Source organism: Paenibacillus xanthanilyticus (assembly GCF_042682185.1).
Taxonomy (GTDB): Bacteria; Bacillota; Bacilli; order Paenibacillales; family Paenibacillaceae; genus Paenibacillus_Z; species Paenibacillus_Z xanthanilyticus.
Window position 1 is genome coordinate 1,728,376 of record NZ_JBHUHA010000001.1, and the last position, 16,617, is coordinate 1,744,992.

The 16,617-nt window shown below is 61.0% G+C and carries 14 protein-coding genes and 1 pseudogene; 4 read left to right on the forward strand and 11 right to left on the reverse strand.

Going from position 1 to position 16,617, the window contains the following annotated elements; all coding sequences use genetic code 11:
• Positions 1–161 precede the first annotated feature (161 nt).
• Positions 162–1,202, forward strand: coding sequence for a hypothetical protein (locus ACFSKT_RS06950; protein ID WP_377722047.1), 1,041 nt, complete (start codon positions 162–164; stop codon positions 1,200–1,202).
• 204 nt (positions 1,203–1,406) lie between these two features.
• A complete protein-coding gene (locus ACFSKT_RS06955; protein ID WP_377722048.1) occupies positions 1,407–2,468 on the forward strand; it encodes an LLM class flavin-dependent oxidoreductase in 1,062 nt (353 codons plus the stop codon).
• A gap of 104 nt (positions 2,469–2,572) precedes the next feature.
• On the opposite strand, the gene ACFSKT_RS06960 is transcribed toward ACFSKT_RS06955, so the two are convergent.
• On the reverse strand, positions 2,573–3,112 hold the full coding sequence (locus ACFSKT_RS06960; RefSeq protein WP_377722049.1) for a hypothetical protein: 540 nt from the start codon (positions 3,110–3,112) through the stop codon (positions 2,573–2,575).
• Between the two features lie 204 nt (positions 3,113–3,316).
• On the opposite strand from ACFSKT_RS06960, the gene ACFSKT_RS06965 reads away from it, so the two are divergent.
• Positions 3,317–4,540, forward strand: a complete 1,224-nt coding sequence (locus tag ACFSKT_RS06965; RefSeq protein WP_377722050.1) for a low temperature requirement protein A — start codon at positions 3,317–3,319, stop codon at positions 4,538–4,540.
• 447 nt (positions 4,541–4,987) lie between these two features.
• Here ACFSKT_RS06965 and ACFSKT_RS06970 read toward each other — a convergent pair whose 3' ends face one another.
• From ACFSKT_RS06970 to ACFSKT_RS07005, 8 genes and pseudogenes are all read right to left on the reverse strand, one after another.
• A complete protein-coding gene (locus ACFSKT_RS06970; RefSeq protein ID WP_377722051.1) occupies positions 4,988–6,004 on the reverse strand; it encodes an SDR family oxidoreductase in 1,017 nt (338 codons plus the stop codon).
• A gap of 99 nt (positions 6,005–6,103) precedes the next feature.
• Positions 6,104–6,514, reverse strand: a complete 411-nt coding sequence (locus ACFSKT_RS06975; protein WP_377722052.1) for a VOC family protein — start codon at positions 6,512–6,514, stop codon at positions 6,104–6,106.
• Positions 6,515–6,579: 65 nt separating this feature from the next.
• A pseudogene (locus ACFSKT_RS06980) lies at positions 6,580–7,417 on the reverse strand (alpha/beta fold hydrolase).
• A gap of 66 nt (positions 7,418–7,483) precedes the next feature.
• The gene (locus tag ACFSKT_RS06985) at positions 7,484–8,410 is read right to left on the reverse strand and encodes an alpha/beta hydrolase (protein ID WP_377722053.1); all 927 of its coding nucleotides are present in this window, start codon (positions 8,408–8,410) and stop codon (positions 7,484–7,486) included.
• A gap of 183 nt (positions 8,411–8,593) precedes the next feature.
• A complete protein-coding gene (locus ACFSKT_RS06990) occupies positions 8,594–8,953 on the reverse strand; it encodes a Lin0512 family protein (RefSeq protein ID WP_377722054.1) in 360 nt (119 codons plus the stop codon).
• A gap of 26 nt (positions 8,954–8,979) precedes the next feature.
• Complete coding sequence (locus tag ACFSKT_RS06995) at positions 8,980–9,432, reverse strand: GNAT family N-acetyltransferase (protein ID WP_377722851.1); 453 nt, start codon at positions 9,430–9,432, stop codon at positions 8,980–8,982.
• A 283-nt stretch (positions 9,433–9,715) separates the two neighbouring features.
• The gene (locus ACFSKT_RS07000; protein ID WP_377722055.1) at positions 9,716–10,855 is read right to left on the reverse strand and encodes a zinc-dependent alcohol dehydrogenase; all 1,140 of its coding nucleotides are present in this window, start codon (positions 10,853–10,855) and stop codon (positions 9,716–9,718) included.
• A gap of 129 nt (positions 10,856–10,984) precedes the next feature.
• Positions 10,985–11,275, reverse strand: coding sequence for a hypothetical protein (locus ACFSKT_RS07005; RefSeq protein ID WP_377722056.1), 291 nt, complete (start codon positions 11,273–11,275; stop codon positions 10,985–10,987).
• A 193-nt stretch (positions 11,276–11,468) separates the two neighbouring features.
• Between ACFSKT_RS07005 and ACFSKT_RS07010 the strand changes: the two genes are divergently transcribed.
• Positions 11,469–12,983, forward strand: coding sequence for a phytoene desaturase family protein (locus ACFSKT_RS07010; protein WP_377722057.1), 1,515 nt, complete (start codon positions 11,469–11,471; stop codon positions 12,981–12,983).
• 72 nt (positions 12,984–13,055) lie between these two features.
• Here the strand turns inward: ACFSKT_RS07010 and ACFSKT_RS07015 are convergent, their stop codons facing one another.
• Complete coding sequence (locus ACFSKT_RS07015) at positions 13,056–13,901, reverse strand: EcsC family protein (RefSeq protein ID WP_377722852.1); 846 nt, start codon at positions 13,899–13,901, stop codon at positions 13,056–13,058.
• Between the two features lie 569 nt (positions 13,902–14,470).
• The gene (locus tag ACFSKT_RS07020) at positions 14,471–16,546 is read right to left on the reverse strand and encodes a HelD family protein (RefSeq protein WP_377722058.1); all 2,076 of its coding nucleotides are present in this window, start codon (positions 16,544–16,546) and stop codon (positions 14,471–14,473) included.
• Between the last annotated feature and the right edge of the window lie 71 nt (positions 16,547–16,617).

Genomic DNA, 16,617 nt, shown 5'->3' on the forward strand with positions numbered 1-16,617 from the left:
ATTGTCGTCTATACGTATTCGCCGACGGGCAACCATATCCTTCCACTTGAGCGCGCGACCTCCTCGCGGGTTCTGGATACCCCTTTGCCGCGAGCCGGTTGGCGAACGAAACAGCACCCGTTTAAGATAGAGGATATAACGTATGCGGGGAGGAGTCGCGAATGAAAATCGGTCAGGCACGCGCGGCGGCCGAAGAATGGGTGCACCTGCACGCGAGCAAGACGGCGGGATTCGCCGGCGCCTACTACAGCGGTTCCACCGTAGGCAGACCGGACGACGAAGAACTGCCATCCGCCTCCGATGTCGACATCGTCATCGTGATCGAGGCCGAGCAACCGCCGATGAAACCGGGCAAATTCCGCTACCGGGAAACACTCCTAGAAGCGACCTACCTCGCGGCCAGCCAGCTTGCTTCCGCCGATCAGGTGCTGGCCTCCTATCATCTGGCCGGCAGCTTCAGGACGGACGCCATAATTGCGGATCCGACCGGCAGGCTGGGGGTGCTGCAAACCGAGGTGGCCCGGCGGTTCCACGATTACGGGACGGTCCGGATGCGCTGTCAAGAGGCGCACGACCGCGTCCATAACGGCCTGCGCGCGATTGATGCGGATGCCCCGCTGCACGATTTGGCGACCTCCTGGCTGTTCCCGACAGGTATCATGGCCCATATCCCGCTTGTCGCGGCGCTGCGAAATCCGACCGTGCGGCTGCGTTACGCCGCCGCGCGGGAGGCGCTCGCCGACTACGGCTGCGAAGCAATGTACGACAAGCTGCTGACGCAGCTGGGCTGCGCCGGTTGGAGTCCGGACCAAACCATGCGGCACCTCCGGCAGCTGGAACAAACCTTCGATGCGGCGGCCGAAGCCGCGAAGACGCCCTTCTTCTTCAGCTCCGACATCGCCGAAGCCGCCAAGCCGATCGTGATCGACGGCAGCATCGCCCTCATCCGCGCGGGCATGCACCGGGAAGCGGTCTTCTGGATCGCCGCCACGTTCGCCCGCTGCCATAAAATAATGGCCGCGGATGCCGAGCGCGAGCTGCAGGAGACGCATCTGCCGGCTTTTCGGAGCTTGCTGGCCGACCTTGGCCTGCACGACAAAAGCGACTTCTTGACTCGGGCGGAGCAGTCGCTGCGCACCCTGCCCGAGCTATGGGAGGCTGTGGAGACGATGCTCCTGACGAATCCGGAAATACGCCGGTAAAGATTGCCCCATACACGGCCCGACGCGTCTCGATTCATCGCCCGAACACGTCCACGCGTCCAGCGCAAGCAGTATACCCTTTCCCGCCGATTGCGGCGGAAGTTTGCCTCGCCCCTCCCAATACTTCCGAATAATAACCTACTATACTTGTGAAAGTCGGAGGAAACGGGTACACTAGAAGTAACATTCTAGGAGGCGAATCATATGACCGACCACGCACGCACGATGGAAATTGGAATCAGCACCTTTTTGGAGACGACGCCGGACCCGGCCACGGGCGAAATCATGAGCCACGCGGAGCGCCTGCGCAACGCGGTCGAGGAGATCGTATTGGCCGATCAGGTCGGTCTCGACGTATACGGGATCGGCGAGCATCACCGCCCGGATTACGCCGGCAGCGCCCCGGCGACCGTCTTGGCGGCCGCAGCCGGGATGACGAAGCATATTCGGCTGACGAGCGCCGTCACCGTCCTCTCCTCGGACGACCCGGTCCGCGTGTATCAGCAATTCGCGACAATCGACGGCATCTCGAACGGACGCGCGGAAATCATGGCCGGCCGCGGCTCGTTCATCGAGTCCTTCCCGCTGTTCGGCTATGATCTGAACGATTACGACGAGCTGTTCGAAGAGAAGCTGGAGCTGCTGTTGGCGATCCGCGATTCTGAGAAGGTCAATTGGCGCGGCGGCCATCGGCCGGCCATCCATAACTTAGGCGTCTATCCACGCGCCGTACAAAACCCGCTCCCGGTGTGGATTGCCAGCGGCGGCAACCCGGAATCGGCGATTCGCGCGGGCATGCTGGGCTTGCCGATCGCCTTCGCGATCATCGGCGGCATGCCGGAGAAATTCGCGCCGCTCGTCGAGCTCTACAAGCAAGCGGCGGTCCGCGCCGGCCATGATCCGCGCAAGCTGCAGATCGCGACGCACTCGCACGGCTTCGTCGCGGACACTACGGAGGCGGCTGCGGAATCGTTCTACCTCCCGACGCAGGCCCAGATGAACGTCATCGGCCGCGAGCGCGGCTGGGGGCAGCCGTATGACCGCGCAACCTACGACGCCGCGCGCAGCTTGCGGGGAGCGCTCTACGTCGGCGATCCGGAATACGTGGCGGAGAAAATTTTGCTCCTGCGGCAAAATCTCGGCGTCACCCGCTTCTTCCTGCACGTCAACGTCGGCACGATGCCCCACCGCGAGGTGCTGCGGGCAATCGAGCTGCTCGGCACGCGCGTCGCGCCCATCGTGCGCAAGGAGCTGGCGAAAGCTTAAGCATTCGCTATTACATAAAGCGAAAGCAGCGGACGGCATAACGCCGTCCGCTGCTTTTTATTTATTGATCGCTAGTTGTGCTAGCGCCGTTGCCCTCGTTGCGATCATCGACGATCGTACGGCGTTTTGGGATAGATCGTCGTCCCGTCCGGCGCTAACCCGTAAATTTCGATCGGCGTATTGACCGGCGTCTCATGGTAGGCGAACCATAGGCGACCGCCCTCCGGCGCCGAGACGATCTTGGCCATCTGGTCGATGGCGCTGTCCTGCATGCGAATCCGGACTGTCGCAATACGCGGATCATACAGCGATCCATAGGTGTAGTTCACCGGTATTTCCCGGTTGTTGCCGGCAAACCAGCTCAATCCCTTGTCTGTCTCCGCTTCCCATTCCACGCTGCCTTCACCGATCACCCATTGCCAATCATCCCGAGATAGGCGAACGAAACCGGCGTTCAGGCGCCCTGCCTCATCCCGGTAGAAAATATGGAGTCCATCGCGCAGCGGCTCCATGTGCAAGATACGTTCAACAGGCATCTTGGCAGCCTCCATCGCCGACTTGACTTCGTCCGCGATCATGCGGGGCTCCGATGCCGAACAAGCGGATAGCAGCAGAACGAAGAATAACGCAACCGCAAGTCTCATGGTATCCCCTCCTTTTTTCCATGCTAACCCAGTTTAACCGAATTACCGCAGCCTGAAAATCTTTCCACACCTCCATGCAGCAGTCATAGATGAGAAAGTCCGACCTAGTCCCTGTACTTCGCCCGGGCTTCGCATGCTATAATCTTGTCTAGCGTTCGCGTTGGCAAATGGAACCAAGACGCATCTACGACAAGGAGGGAAGGAATGAAAAAATCCGTTTCGGACGCGATGCTATTCCGTACCCGGGGTCATGCGGACTCCGGGAAAGTGTCCTTTATCGAACTATTCTTCGATCTGATCTTCGTCTTCGCCGTCACGCAGCTGTCGCACTCCTTCCTGGAGCACTTCACGCTCGAGGGCGCCGTTCGGCTGGTGCTGCTGACGATGGCCGTCTGGTGGGTATGGATCTTCACCGCGTGGGTCATCAACTGGTTGAATCCCGAGACGATCCCGGTGCGGCTGCTGCTCATCGGCCTCATGCTGCTCGGCCTCGTCATGTCCACCTCGATTCCCGAGGCCTTCGAGTCGACCGGCCTGTATTTCGCCCTCTCGTACGCGCTCTTCCAGATCGGGCGTTCCGCCTTCACCGTATGGATGCTGCGCAAAGGCTCGCAGCAGCTGCGGATCAACTTCATCCGCATCCTTAGCTGGCTGACCCTCTCCGGCATCTTCTGGATTGCGGGCGGAATCGCGCACGACGAGTGGCGGCTTGCGCTGTGGGCGGCCGCGCTGGCGATCGAATACGCCGCGCCGTCCCTCGGCTTCTGGACGCCGAAGCTGGGCAGGACGCCGACCGCCGTGTGGGACGTGGAAGGCTCCCACATGGCCGAGCGATGCGGCTTGTTCATCATCATCGCGCTCGGCGAATCGGTGCTGGTGACGGGCGCGACGTTCGCCAAGCTCGAATGGACCCCGGTCACGCTCGCCGCGTTCGCAATCGCGTTCGTCGGCACGGTGGCGATGTGGTGGATCTATTTCGATACGACAGCCAAAACCGGCCATCACTTCATCGCCCACTCCGAAGATCCGGGACGGGTCGCGCGCTCGGCGTACACGTATACGCATCTGCTGCTCGTCGCCGGCGTCATCATCTCGGCCGTCGCCGACGAGCTAATGCTCGCCCACCCGACCGGCCACATGGAGCTGAAGACGGCCGCCGTCGTGCTCGGGGGACCATGGCTGTTCCTGCTCGGCAATCTGCTGTTCATGCGCATCGTCGTCGGCGCCACGCCGCTCCCTTATTTGACCGGATTAATCGCGCTGGCGCTGCTCTTCCCGCTGGCCGGCGTGCTCAACGCGCTTACGCTGGCGCTCTTGAGCGTGATCGTGCTGATCGCCGTATCGGCGTGGGGACACGCATACTCGGAGCGGCTGTGCCGGGCGCAGCCCGCCGCATCAGCCGCGCATACCAACACGACGTCCGGCTAAACGAACGCAGAGACCACCCACAAGGATCTGCTAGCCCCCCGCCGGGGCCAGTATCCCTTCGGGTGGTCTTTGTTGTGGTCTTCATTCGCGCGTTGGCGCTATCTTCATTCGCTGCCGATCAAGGCGCGAAATCCGCATGCAGAAAACGGTAAATCATAAAGGCGATCCAGCCCAGCATCACCGCCAAGACCAGCAAAATCATCCACCATCCGTGCTTGAGCAGAAAGTTCAACGTAAGTCCCTCCCGTCCCCCGGCACCGGCGCTAACGAATCCAACGGAAGACAGCCGGGCGGTGCTGTTCTGATAGTTCACATTATCGGGGGCGGGCCGAACGCCGGGAAGTACCATTTTTGCCTGGTACCCTTAAAGCCGCTGCGTTGACGCCAAGGCCGAGCCGCGCACGAAAAAACCATCCCTCGCAGGATGGTTTCGTGGTTCGCCTTCCATTACCCCTTGATCGCGGCGATCGCGCCGTCCAGCACGTCGATCACGTTGTCGCACCAGCTGTCGAACTCGGGGTCTTCCGTCTGGTACTCCGGATGGGCGAGAATATATTGGATCGTCTCCTTGACGCCCTGGTCGAACCGTTTGGTCGCCGTGAAGCCCGGCACGAGCCGCTTCAGCTTGCTGTTGTCGAACACGACGGAATTCGCCTTGTCGCCGATCAGACCGCCCGTGTAATCTTCGTTGCTGCAGGCAGCCAGGAAAGCCGAAGGCACGTGGACGGCTCTCAGCTTGACGCCCAGCGCGTCCGCGATCGCCTCGTAAATCTGGTTCCATGTGAGCGATTCGTCCGACGTGATCTGCACGGCTTCGCCGATCGCGTGCAGGTTGCCCATCAAGCCGATGAACCCTTTGGCAAAATCGCTATTATGCGTCATCGTCCATAGGGAAGTGCCGTCGCCGTGGATAATGACGGGCTTGTTCTCCAGCATGCGCTTGGCCACCTGCCACGACCCCCGGCTCCCGTGCACGCCGAGCGGAATCGACCGTTCGTCATACGTATGACTTGGTCGGATAATCGTGATCGGGAAGCGGTGCTCGCGGTACTGGCGGATCAAATATTCCTCGCAGGCGATTTTGTTGCGGGAGTATTCCCAGTACGGATTAGCCAGCGGCGTACTCTCCGTAATCCGGTAGTCCGACAGCGGCTTCTGGTAAGCGGAAGCGGAGCTGATGAACATAAACTGCTTCGTCTTGCCATGAAACAACCGGAAATCCCGCTCCAGCTGTGCTGGATGGAAGGCAATAAAATCCGCGACGACGTCGAACGAATGCTGTTCGATCAGCTCCGCCACGCGGGCTTCGTCGTTAATATCGGCCTGCAGCAGCCGAACGTTCTCCGGCAGCCGATCGCCGCGGTTGCCCCGGTTGAGCAGATACAGCTCGCACCCTTGCTCCGCCAGCTGCCGCGTAATAGCTGAACTAATAATGCCCGTTCCTCCGATGAATAGCGCTTTCATAATCCACCTCCGCAAAGATTAAGGGCCTGTCACCGTATCTATTCTCCGGCGCACCGGAATAGTCCTTTGCGAGGTGCGTTTTTGGTTAGTTTTGTCTACTTAACCCCGGCATACCATCAGCAGATTCCCGTCCGGATCCTTCACGACAAACCAGTGGTCATGCTCGATGCCGGTTACAAGGTCAGCGCCGATGTCCCGCATGTAATGCAGCGAGCCTTCCAAATCGTCTGTCAGCAGCATGAAGGCCGGCGTTGTGATCGGCGGCGGGCCGTCCGGTTCGCTTCCGCCCCAGCGGGGCATCGTGTCGAGGACGATGCCCGTCCCCTCCATCGGCAGCGGGCACAGATGGCCGGCATGCACCGGATAATCATCTTCGTTCAAGCCGAGCACCCGGCAGTACCACGAGCGGGCGCGCTCGATGTCCCGGACGGGGATGAAAATGCCTCCAACTTTATTCTTGACCGGGCTGGCGCTCGCCAAGCCCCCATGTTCGGATCGCAAATCTGTCATTGTTCTTCCTCCCTGGATCATCATTAATATGCTCGATATAGGCCTGGCAAGAATCCCCGATACCTTTACGCCTGCCGGGTATGCAGGACGATCGCGCCGAGAATCGCATCCCAGTCGTGCGGATGGATTTCGTGGCCTGTGCCGGGGAGCCGCACCAGCGTCGCTCCGTCTATCACGTCGGCAAGCCTTTCGCCGTGCGGCAGCGGAATGATCGGATCCTCCGTGCCGTGGATGACCAGCGTGGGCGCCGTGATCTCCGACGTGCGGGCTAAATACGATTCGCCGCCGGACAGCAGCCCATGATTGTTGATGCGCGCCATATTCTCGCTTCGCTTCACTTCTTCCTCAGCCAGCGCGCGTACGCGCGTCTGGTCGAAGGGATGGGCCGATCCGGCAAGAATGCGCCATTTGCCGACGCTGATTGCTACGACCGCCTCGCCATCCGTCCAGTCGATGTCGCCAGCTTGGGTGAAATTCGCCATGACCTTCTCCTCCATCGGCGGCAGGTCCGGCGCGAAGTTGGACGTAGCCAGCAGCGTAATGCCGAGCACGCGTCCTGGATGGCGCAGCGCAACGGTCTGAGTCAGCATGCCGCCCATCGAAATACCAACGATGTGCGCCCGCGCGATGCCGTACGCATCCAGAATATGCACGGCGTCATCCGCCATATCTTCGAACGTATAGGCAGGGTTACCCGGCTCATAACCGGTGGAGCGCCCGTATCCCGGTTATCGTAGCGAATGACGAAGCGGCCCGCCTCCGCCAGCTTGGCGCAGAACGCTTCCTCCCACCAGACGAGCGACGCCTGCGCGCCCATGATCAGCAGTACGGCGCGACTCCGGGATTGCCGAAGCTCTCCGTATACAGCTCGACATCTTCATGACGCACAATCCGCTCTTTCATCATCAAACTCCCCCATTTCGAATACGTTGACCTCCGCAAAACCCGTGCGCACCGCTCCCAGCCCCCTTACTTCTTCCCGGCGTAGAACAACAAGTAGCGTTCCAGCTGACGACTCCAATAGCCGGCATCGTGCCCGCCCGGCGCAGGAGACCAAACGGCGTCGATGCCTTGCGCCCGCAATGCCTCGTACAGCGCCCGATCCTGCTCCGCGAGCGGATCGCTCTCCCCTGCGTCCAGATAGACTCGTATCCCCGCCAGCTTATCCGGGGAGATCAGCCTGAACGGGTCCCGCTTGGCGCGCAGCGCTTCGGACGCATACAGCCAATCGCGCTGGTCCGTGAATAGGTCCGAGGCTGAATAGGTCCATAGCGCGGCGCTGTGGGCGCCGACTTTGCCGAACAGACCGGGGTAGCTGAAGCCGAGATACAGCGCGGCATAACCGCCCATCGACGCGCCGCCGATATACCGGCCGCTCTTGTCGTCTTGCGTGCTGTAGCGGTCGTCCACGTACGGCACGACCTCTTGCATCAAGTAATCCTCGTACCGGCCGATGCTGACCGTACCGGGGTCGCGACCGTCGGCCGCGCTGGAATTGACGCCGAAGCTGTTCCCGTAGTCAGGCGAGACGATCAGGAGGGGCTGCAGGCTCCCTTCGCGTATAAGCCGATCCGCTACATCATCCAGGGACAAATAATCGAACCACGACGCGTGCGTGCCGCCGTACCCATATAGCGCGTACAGCACCGGATAGCGTACGTCCGGGTCGTATCCCGGCGGTAAATAGACGGATACCGTCATGTCCTGGTCGAGCGCCCGGCTCGGAATGCGTACCTGCTCGATTCTCGAGCTGGGCGATTCGGCCGGAGACGCCGAGGCCGGAACCCGCGTGACGGGAACGGAAGCGCCCGGCGCAGTCGGCGAAGACCCGGCACATCCTGCAGCGGCACTTAAGGCAAGCAGACCGAGCAGCGTCGAAATATACAGCGCTTTCATATTGCAGCCCTCCATTGAACGCGGATAGGTGCTCAAGCGATGGCGTTACACGCTTGGATATATCGTACCATAATTGGTAAAGGCAGTAACTGTGAAAATGATCCTAACCGCACAACTCTCCTCCGCAATCTAAAGAAGAAAAAACGGCATTCTTCGCAGAATGCCGTTTCGTTAGGCTTGCGCCTAGTACCCCACTTCAACCGAAGCGACGACGACGTAAATGAGGTCGTTCTTATCGTCCTTGTCGGGCAGCACGACGCCGCTCGTCGTCAACATGCCGCCGTCCATGACCTCGATCGTCACCGTGCCGTACGGAAGAACGGCCTTCACCGCTTCATGATCCAGCAGCTCGCGGTCGCACGGCACGGCCAGCTTCACGTTCACCCTCATATTATCCAGACTGCCGCCCGGCAGCACCGCTCGGAGCCCCGGCATCGAATTGTGATGAATGGCATTCTGAACGGCCCGTACCGCCGCCTTCGTGATGTTCTGTCCGTGCAAATCCGTACCCATCCCAAGCTCGATAAACATGACTTTGTCCATGTTTCGTTCGCCTCCAGCCATCATAATTAGCCGTTCGTTCGCAGAAAATAGTGGCAGTAGAGCTCGTCCCGCTCGTAACCGTTCCGCTCGTACAGACGCTGCGCCGCCGCGTTGTCCACGGCCGTCGACAGCTGCAGCCCCTTTGCTTTCACGGATACCGCGTACGACTTGGCCGCATCCAGCAGCCGCTGCCCCACGCCGAGCTTGCGATGCGCTTCCGTGACGAACAGATCGTTCAGCACGAGCACCCGCTCCATCGAGACGGAGGAGAAGATCGGATACAGCTGCGTGAACCCCGCCGCTTCCCCGCTTGCTTCGTCCCTTGCGATCCATACAACGGATTGGCGGTAGACCAACCGATCGAACAGAAAACCTCGCGCCCCTTCCAGGTCCGGCTGTTGTCCATAGAAAACACGGTACGCGTTGAATAGCGCTGCAACCTCGTCCAAGTCCGCCAACTCCGCCTGTTTTACAGTAATCCCCATCTCGCATCCCCTTGCCTTCCATCATCATCTGACCCGTAGCCTTTTAAACCCAAACAACCTTGCGTCGCCTCTGCGGACCTACGCACCCAAGCCATAAGCATAGCATAATCTTCCATGTCGGGACACGGTGAAATCCAATGACCATTTGGCGTATGCCGGCAATCTGACGGAAGCTCGGGCGTCTTGCCACTAAGCCCGCTAAACGCAGAACAAGCTCCCGAATCCGAAAATGCCGGACGGGAGCTTGCCGTTATTCGCGTGCCCCGGAGCCGTCAGGCTACGGTTTCAGCACGACTTTGATGCAGTCGTCTTCATGGTCGTTGAAAATCTGGTACATCGTGCTCGCATGGTCGATCGGCGCGATATGCGTCACGATCTCGCGTGGATCGAACTCGCCGTTCACAATCTTGTCGAACAGGAGCGGCATGTAGTGGATCACCGGCGCTTGTCCCATTTTCAGCGAGATGTTGCGCTCGAACAGCTGCCCCAGCGGGAACATGTTGTAGTTCGAACCGTACACGCCCGTCAGCTGGATCGTGCCGAACTTGCGCACCGCCTCGATGGCGATATGCACCGCGCTGAGCGTGCCGCCCTGCAGCTTCAGCTTCTGGCCAAGCTTCTCGAGCGCGGATTTCTTGCCGTCCATGCCGACCGCGTCGATCACGATGTCAGCCCCGCCCTTCGTCTGCTCCCGCAGGAAGCCGCCGATATCGTCGATATCCTCGAAGTTGAACGTCTCGACCTGATTCATCTGCTTCGCTTTGTTCAGGCGATACGGCAGGCTGTCGACCGCGATGACCCGTCCGGCTCCTTTCATCCACGCGAACTTCTGCGCCATCAAGCCGACCGGCCCGCAGCCGAGTACGACGACGGTATCGCCCTTCTTGACACCGGCATTCTCGACCGTCCAATAAGCGGTCGGCAGCACGTCGGACATGAAGAGCAGCGACTCGTCCGGCAGCTCGCACGATTCCGGAATGACGAACGGCATGAAGTTGCCGTACGGGACGTGCAAATACTGGGCTTGTCCGCCCGGATAATCGCCATATCGCTCCGTAAAGCCGAAATAGCCGCCGGTATCGAGCTCCGGATTCCGGTTCGAGTTATCGCACTGGCTCTCCATGTCGTGACGGCAGTAATGACAGGTCCCGCAGGCGACATTGAACGGAATGACGACGCGGTCGCCTTTCTTCACCCGCGTGACGTCCGGTCCGACCTCCTCGACGATGCCCATCGGCTCGTGGCCGATGACGTAGTCTTTCCGCGCCGGTACAGCGCCCTGGTAGATATGAAGATCCGATCCGCATATCGCGGTCGACGTAATGCGAACGATGATGTCATCCCGTTTGTGAATGGACGGCGCTTCAACCTCTTTGACTTGAATATCCTTCGCTCCCTGGAACGTGACGGCTTTCATTCGATCATCTCCTTCAAATCGGCGTTATGTTGTTAGTAACCAGATTCGGAGAAGATGAAAGCGCGGGCGCGCTGGAATTGCGTCTCCTGCGGCGGAGCATCACCGCGTTAGCAGAGCAGGGGCATATGCTTACGATGTCGGCCCATACCCGGAGTCCTGCGCTTCGGCAGTCCGCTCTTCGGATAGCAGCCGGGGGCTGGCAGACAGCAGCGGCCTAGCGGCTTCAAGCGCCGAGACCGGGAGCTTACCGGCGTTCACCGCGGCTAGGATCGGAGCCATGCGTTCATAATCGGACTTGCTCATCTTAGGCCGAGACTCAAGCGCTGCGCCGGTTTCCGCATCGGTCTCGGCTTGCGCGCAGATCACCGCCGCCGCGATCAGCACGGCTGCCGCCGACGCGACGAGCATCGTTTTGTTCACGATTTCGCCTCCTTGGACGTTTTTCCAATAATTAGACGAGACGGGTTCGAAGAAGGTTTGAAAAATAACGGGCTTCCCCCGCCTCTCCAAGTATTTCCTCTTCCAGATGGGTAAAGACTGAAAGCTATAGGACGGGTTGCCTGTAAGGGGATGCCCGCAAGACGAGTAACGCACATGGAGGAGGAACTTACGCATGTCCGATATTCCCAAAAAGGTCGTCGTCATCGGCGGCGGCATCGGCGGGTTGGCCGCGGCCATCCGGCTGCGGGCGGACGGCCGCGAGGTTGTCGTGTTGGAGAAAAACGAGCGGGCCGGCGGCAAGCTGAACATCCGCTCCGGCCAAGGCTTTACGTTCGATACCGGGCCTTCCTCGCTGACGATGCCCTGGGTGCTGGAGCGGCTGTTCGCTTCGGCCGGGCGCCAATTGACCGACTACGTCACGCTCACGCGAGTGGAACCGCAGCGGCGCGCCCTTTTCGAGGATGGCACGGAGCTGGATCTGAGCGGCGACCTGGCCCGGCTGCTGGATGCGATCGGCGCCGTCTCGCCGCAAGACCGGAAGCGGCTGCTGCCTTATTTGGAGCATGCGCGAAGGCTGTACGATCTGAGCCTGAAGAGCTTCTATAAGCACAGCTTGAGCGGACCGCCCGATCTGCGGCAGCTTCACTCGCTGAAGGAGCGCCTGGCCATGGAAGCGCGGAAGACGGTTGCCCGGACGACGGCGCACTATTTTCAAGATTCCCGCATTCGCCAGCTGTTCCATACGTTCACGGCGCAGAGCGGCTCTTCGCCGCTGGCCGCGCCCGCCATGCTCTCGCAGCTCGCGTTCATGCAGCTCGGCCTTGGGCTTTACTACGTCGAAGGCGGCATGTACAACATTGCCCGCGCCATGCTGACGCTGCTGGACGAGCTGGGCGTCGAGGTGCGGACGAACGCCGAGGTCGAATCGATCGTCGTCGATCGCGGCGCCGCGGTCGGTGTCCGGGTTCGCGGAGGCGAGTTCATGCTGGCCGACGCCGTTGTATGCAACCGGGAAGCGATTCCGGCGCATTCCACGCTGCTGTCGGAGCACCCGAGACGGGAGCAGGCCGTGCGCAAGCTGGCCCGGTTCGAGCCGTCGGCATCCGCGCATATTTTGCTGCTGGGCGTCGGCCGTCCCTACCCGAATTTGCGCCATCACAACTACTTCATGTCCGAAGATCCGGAACGCGAATACCGCCGCGTTTTCCACGAAAAGCTGCCCGCGGAGGATCCAACGGTATATGTCGGCATCTCCAGCAAGACCGACAAGACCCAAGCGCCGGAGGGCAAAGAAAATTGGGTCGTCATCACGCATGTCCCGCCGATCGGCGAAGGGGAAAGCTGGTCGTACCGGCGGGACTACTACCGCGATCTGGTGCTGGACAAGCTCGAACGCATGGGCGCATCGGGACTGCGGGCCGCGATCGAATTCGAGTACGATTTCATACCGGATGATCTGCAGGCGCTCTACGGGGCGACCGGCGGCTCGCTCTACGGGGTCGCAGCCGACAAGAAGAAGAACGGCGGCTTCAAAATACCGACCCGAAGCGCCATCGTCGACAAGCTCTACTTCGTCGGCGGCTCGACCCATCCCGGCGGCGGCATCCCGATGACCGCGCTCGGCGGTCAGCTGGCGGCGGACTTGATCCGCAACGATTTTGCAGCGCAGACGGTGATCTCCATGTAAGCCAAGAACCCCGGGCGTCTTCCACCGACGCCCGAGGTTCTTTGTTCTTCCATCCGCGCATCGCGCACACGCTCAGCCAAGCTGATCCAGCCGCTCCATCACTCTACGCTTGCGGTACAGCATCGTGGCCGCCTCGGCTACGTCCTGCAGCGTCCCGCGGTTGATGAACGCGCCGAAAATCATGCCCGCTACCGGGATCAGCTGAAACAGCTTCTTCCAGCCGTAATTATCCCGGTACACCATGATCACCTCGCGCCACCCCTGCAGCTGCGACGCCATCTGGTCATGCGATTTCTTCCGTCCGTAGACCGACAGTTCGTCCAGGATGGCCTTCTTGCCGACGATGTCGGAGGAAGCGAACTGCAGGCATTTGACGGCGAAGATCCGCTCCTCCTTCAGCTTCGGATCGTATCCGTAGCAGATCGCGATCTCCTGTATGATCTTCAGCGAGAGGCCGAGCAGTGCCGGGACGTCGACCGCCAGCGTGAATACGCCGCCGAAGCCGGTCGTCGCGCCCTGCATCGTGGCCAGCGTCTTGCGGCTGCTGGCGAGACTTGCCGCGACGGCATCCATGCCCTGCAGCGGCATCGCGGACGCGTCGGCGATGGATGCGGCTTGCATTTTGCGCAAAATCTCACGCTCGGAGATGAGGTAGCGTCCGCCCGTCTGCACGTAACTGCCCACCTCGTCCAGCGCTTGGCCGATCTTCTGCTGCAGAATCTTCGGCGTCAGCTTGTCGAGGATCATGAACGGAATCCGGCCCAGCTTCTCGAAGAACCAGATGTCCTTCTGCTCTTTCTCCCACTTCTCGATGCCCAGCAGCGCTGCCCGAAGCTGCTCCTTCGTCTCCGGCGGAGACGGGGCCGGCACCGTTCGGGCCGGGGCTTGCTCCGGCTGCTCAGCCGATGGAATCGGCATGCCGGACGTCGGTACTTGCGCAGGCGGCGCGCCGGTTAGCCGGTCTGCTTCATTCCACCCCTTGTCGCTCGCCGCTTCGGTAACGAAGCGCTCTTCGTCCTGCGTATTTGCAGGATGCGGCGTTGCATGCGGATCGCCTTCCGGTGCCGCATCTCTGCCTCCGCTCTCGTTTGATGGCCCTTCTAGTATGGGTATCGACGCCTCGTTAGCCGTCTGCGGGACTGCGTTTGTTCGAAGTTCTTCCTTGTTCGCGGATCCGGCGACCGCTTCTTGGTTCATTTCTCGCTCCGACATATCGGCACGCTCCTTTTCGCTTTCCTAAATCGTTAGTACACTCGTACGCGCCGGATGAATAATAGGATGCACGCCGACGCCTCTTCGCCCCCAAAACCCGACTTCCGACGGGGAAGGAGCTTCAGTCGAATCCGTCAGATAGCTGCCGCGATGCCTTGCGGATGATGTAAGGGCGCGTGGTTCGCTTTTCCATAGCGTGGACATGATCCCGTTCGGCTATCCGACCACAAAAAAGCCGGAGATCCAATGGACCTCCGGCGTGTACCTTCATCGGCTTACGGGGCAATCAGGCCCGTCGCCGGACCGCTGTGGAACAGCGTCAGCTTATGCAGCGCGCGGGTACAGCCGACGTAGAGCAGCTTCGCGTCGTCCGGGCCGTAGCTGGCCGCGTCGGCGTCGGCGATAATGACCGCGTCGAACTCGAGCCCTTTGGCCAAATAAACCGGCACGACGGTCAGCCCGCCCAAGTACGCCTCCTGCTTGCTGCGTACGACGGAGGCCGTAAGGCCTGCCTGCGTCAAGCGCTCGCCGATCGCTTCGCATGCGGCAGCCGTGCGACCGAGCACGGCGATTGTTTTGTACGCGCCGTCGCCCTGCCATTGCTGCACCGTATCCGCCAGCTTCGCGAGCCGTTCCTCTTCGCGGACCTCGATCAGATCGACGGGCTCGCCGCTGCGGAACACCGGCACGGCCGGCTTCACTTCGTCGCCCATGCCGCGCAGGACGTGGTTGGCGAACTCGATGATCTCCATCGTCGAGCGGTAGCTGCGATCCAGCTCGAAGTAGCCGCGTTCGTCCGCCTCGAACAGGTCGGACAGCTCCCGCCAGCTGTGAATGCCGGCATACCCGTGAATGCCCTGCTGCAGATCGCCCAGCACGGTCATCGACGGCTGACGCTGGCACAGACGCAGCGATTCCAGCTGGAACGGCGAGTAGTCCTGCGCTTCGTCGATGACGATGTGGTCGTAACTCGAACGTTCCGTGCCGAACAGACGCAAGTGAATGTAGACGAGCGGAGCTAGATCCTCGGCGGCGGCCAGCCCCTTCTTCACCCGCTTCTTCGTCTCCGCCCGCACGGACGCCGGCAGCAGGCCGCCCACCGTCTCGTCGTCCATCAGCGAAGCGTAGAAGGATTCCGCCGAATACGACGGAATTTTCTTGGCGTACGCGTTCAGCTTGGACTGCGCTTTCGCCTTGACCTTCTTATCGGTGAACCGGCGCGCCTTCCACTCGGACTCGAACCACCGCTTGAGCCGGCTGACGAGCCGCTCGCGGCGGCGCATGAGCGGTTCGCCGGACTCGTCGGTCGCAAGCCATTCGCGCATTTTGGCCGCGCTTAGCACGAGCCGGTCGATCGGCTCGAACGGCTCTTCCGGCAGCAGCCGCGCTTCGATGTCCGCCAGCCTGGCGTCGATCGCTTCCTTGAAGCGGATGCTGCCCTTCAGCCGGCCCGACGAACGCTCCATTTGCTTGCGGGTGCGGGGATGCTCGAACCAATAGGCGAGCGCGTCGGCGCTATCGTCCATCCGCACCGCGTTTTGCAGCGTTTCCAACGCCCATTCGGTATAGGTTGTCTGCAAAATATCGCCCACGCCGAGCTCTGGCAGCACGCCGGAAATATAGTCGAGGAACATCCGGTTCGGCGCGAAAATGACCATCCGCTCGGCACGGATACGGCCGGCATATTGATACAGCAGGAAGGCGAGCCGATGCAGCGCGACGGTCGTTTTCCCTGACCCGGCCACCCCTTGAATGAAGACGGCCTTGTTCTTCTCGGTCCGGATGATGCGGTCCTGCTCGTGCTGAATCGTCGAGACGATGTCGCGCAGCTTGTTGTCCTTGCTCTCGCCGAGCCGATAGAGCAGGAATTCGTCGGTCACCGCCTCGTCCTCCTGGCCGCGCACGTAGCTGTCGACCAGCCGCTCCAGCGCGCTCTCGCGCACCATCAGGTTGCGCTTCAGATGAACGACGCCTTCAATCGTGCCGTCCGGCGACTCGTACGCCACCGGCGCTTCGCCGCCGCTGAAGGCATAGAACAAGCTGGCCACCGGGGCGCGCCAATCGACGACGAGCAGCTCGTTCGTCTTCTCGTGCGCGACGCCCGCCTTGCCGATATAAAGCGGCTTCGCAGCTCCTTGTACGCCTTCCTGAAAATCCAGCCGGCCGAAGTACGGCTCCCGCTTGGACACCTCCAGCCGCTCTCTGCGCTGCTCGTTCTGCAGGTCGATCATCTGCTCGGTGAAATCGCTACCCGTGTACCGCGGACCGATGGCGCCCAGCTGATGGCCGATATGCCCGAGCACATCCTCCAGCCGCTTCGATTCATGTTGAAAGGCACTTTGAGCATTCATGTCAGTTACCCCCCATAATCAGTCTTCTGCCTCCAGAAACTGATGGTTTATTGAAACCAGAAGCCGCATGG

Excerpts from the sequence above, each read along its gene's own strand:
- ACFSKT_RS06950 (WP_377722047.1), top strand. The coding sequence starts at position 162 with ATGAAAATCGGTCAGGCACGCGCGGCGGCCGAAGAATGGGTGCACCTG.
- ACFSKT_RS06955 (WP_377722048.1), top strand. The coding sequence starts at position 1,407 with ATGACCGACCACGCACGCACGATGGAAATTGGAATCAGCACCTTTTTG.
- ACFSKT_RS06960 (WP_377722049.1), bottom strand. The coding sequence starts at position 3,112 with ATGAGACTTGCGGTTGCGTTATTCTTCGTTCTGCTGCTATCCGCTTGT.
- ACFSKT_RS06965 (WP_377722050.1), top strand. The coding sequence starts at position 3,317 with ATGAAAAAATCCGTTTCGGACGCGATGCTATTCCGTACCCGGGGTCAT.
- ACFSKT_RS06970 (WP_377722051.1), bottom strand. The coding sequence starts at position 6,004 with ATGAAAGCGCTATTCATCGGAGGAACGGGCATTATTAGTTCAGCTATT.
- ACFSKT_RS06975 (WP_377722052.1), bottom strand. The coding sequence starts at position 6,514 with ATGACAGATTTGCGATCCGAACATGGGGGCTTGGCGAGCGCCAGCCCG.
- ACFSKT_RS06985 (WP_377722053.1), bottom strand. The coding sequence starts at position 8,410 with ATGAAAGCGCTGTATATTTCGACGCTGCTCGGTCTGCTTGCCTTAAGT.
- ACFSKT_RS06990 (WP_377722054.1), bottom strand. The coding sequence starts at position 8,953 with ATGGACAAAGTCATGTTTATCGAGCTTGGGATGGGTACGGATTTGCAC.
- ACFSKT_RS07000 (WP_377722055.1), bottom strand. The coding sequence starts at position 10,855 with ATGAAAGCCGTCACGTTCCAGGGAGCGAAGGATATTCAAGTCAAAGAG.
- ACFSKT_RS07010 (WP_377722057.1), top strand. The coding sequence starts at position 11,469 with ATGTCCGATATTCCCAAAAAGGTCGTCGTCATCGGCGGCGGCATCGGC.
- ACFSKT_RS07015 (WP_377722852.1), bottom strand. The coding sequence starts at position 13,901 with ATGCCGATTCCATCGGCTGAGCAGCCGGAGCAAGCCCCGGCCCGAACG.
- ACFSKT_RS07020 (WP_377722058.1), bottom strand. The coding sequence starts at position 16,546 with ATGAATGCTCAAAGTGCCTTTCAACATGAATCGAAGCGGCTGGAGGAT.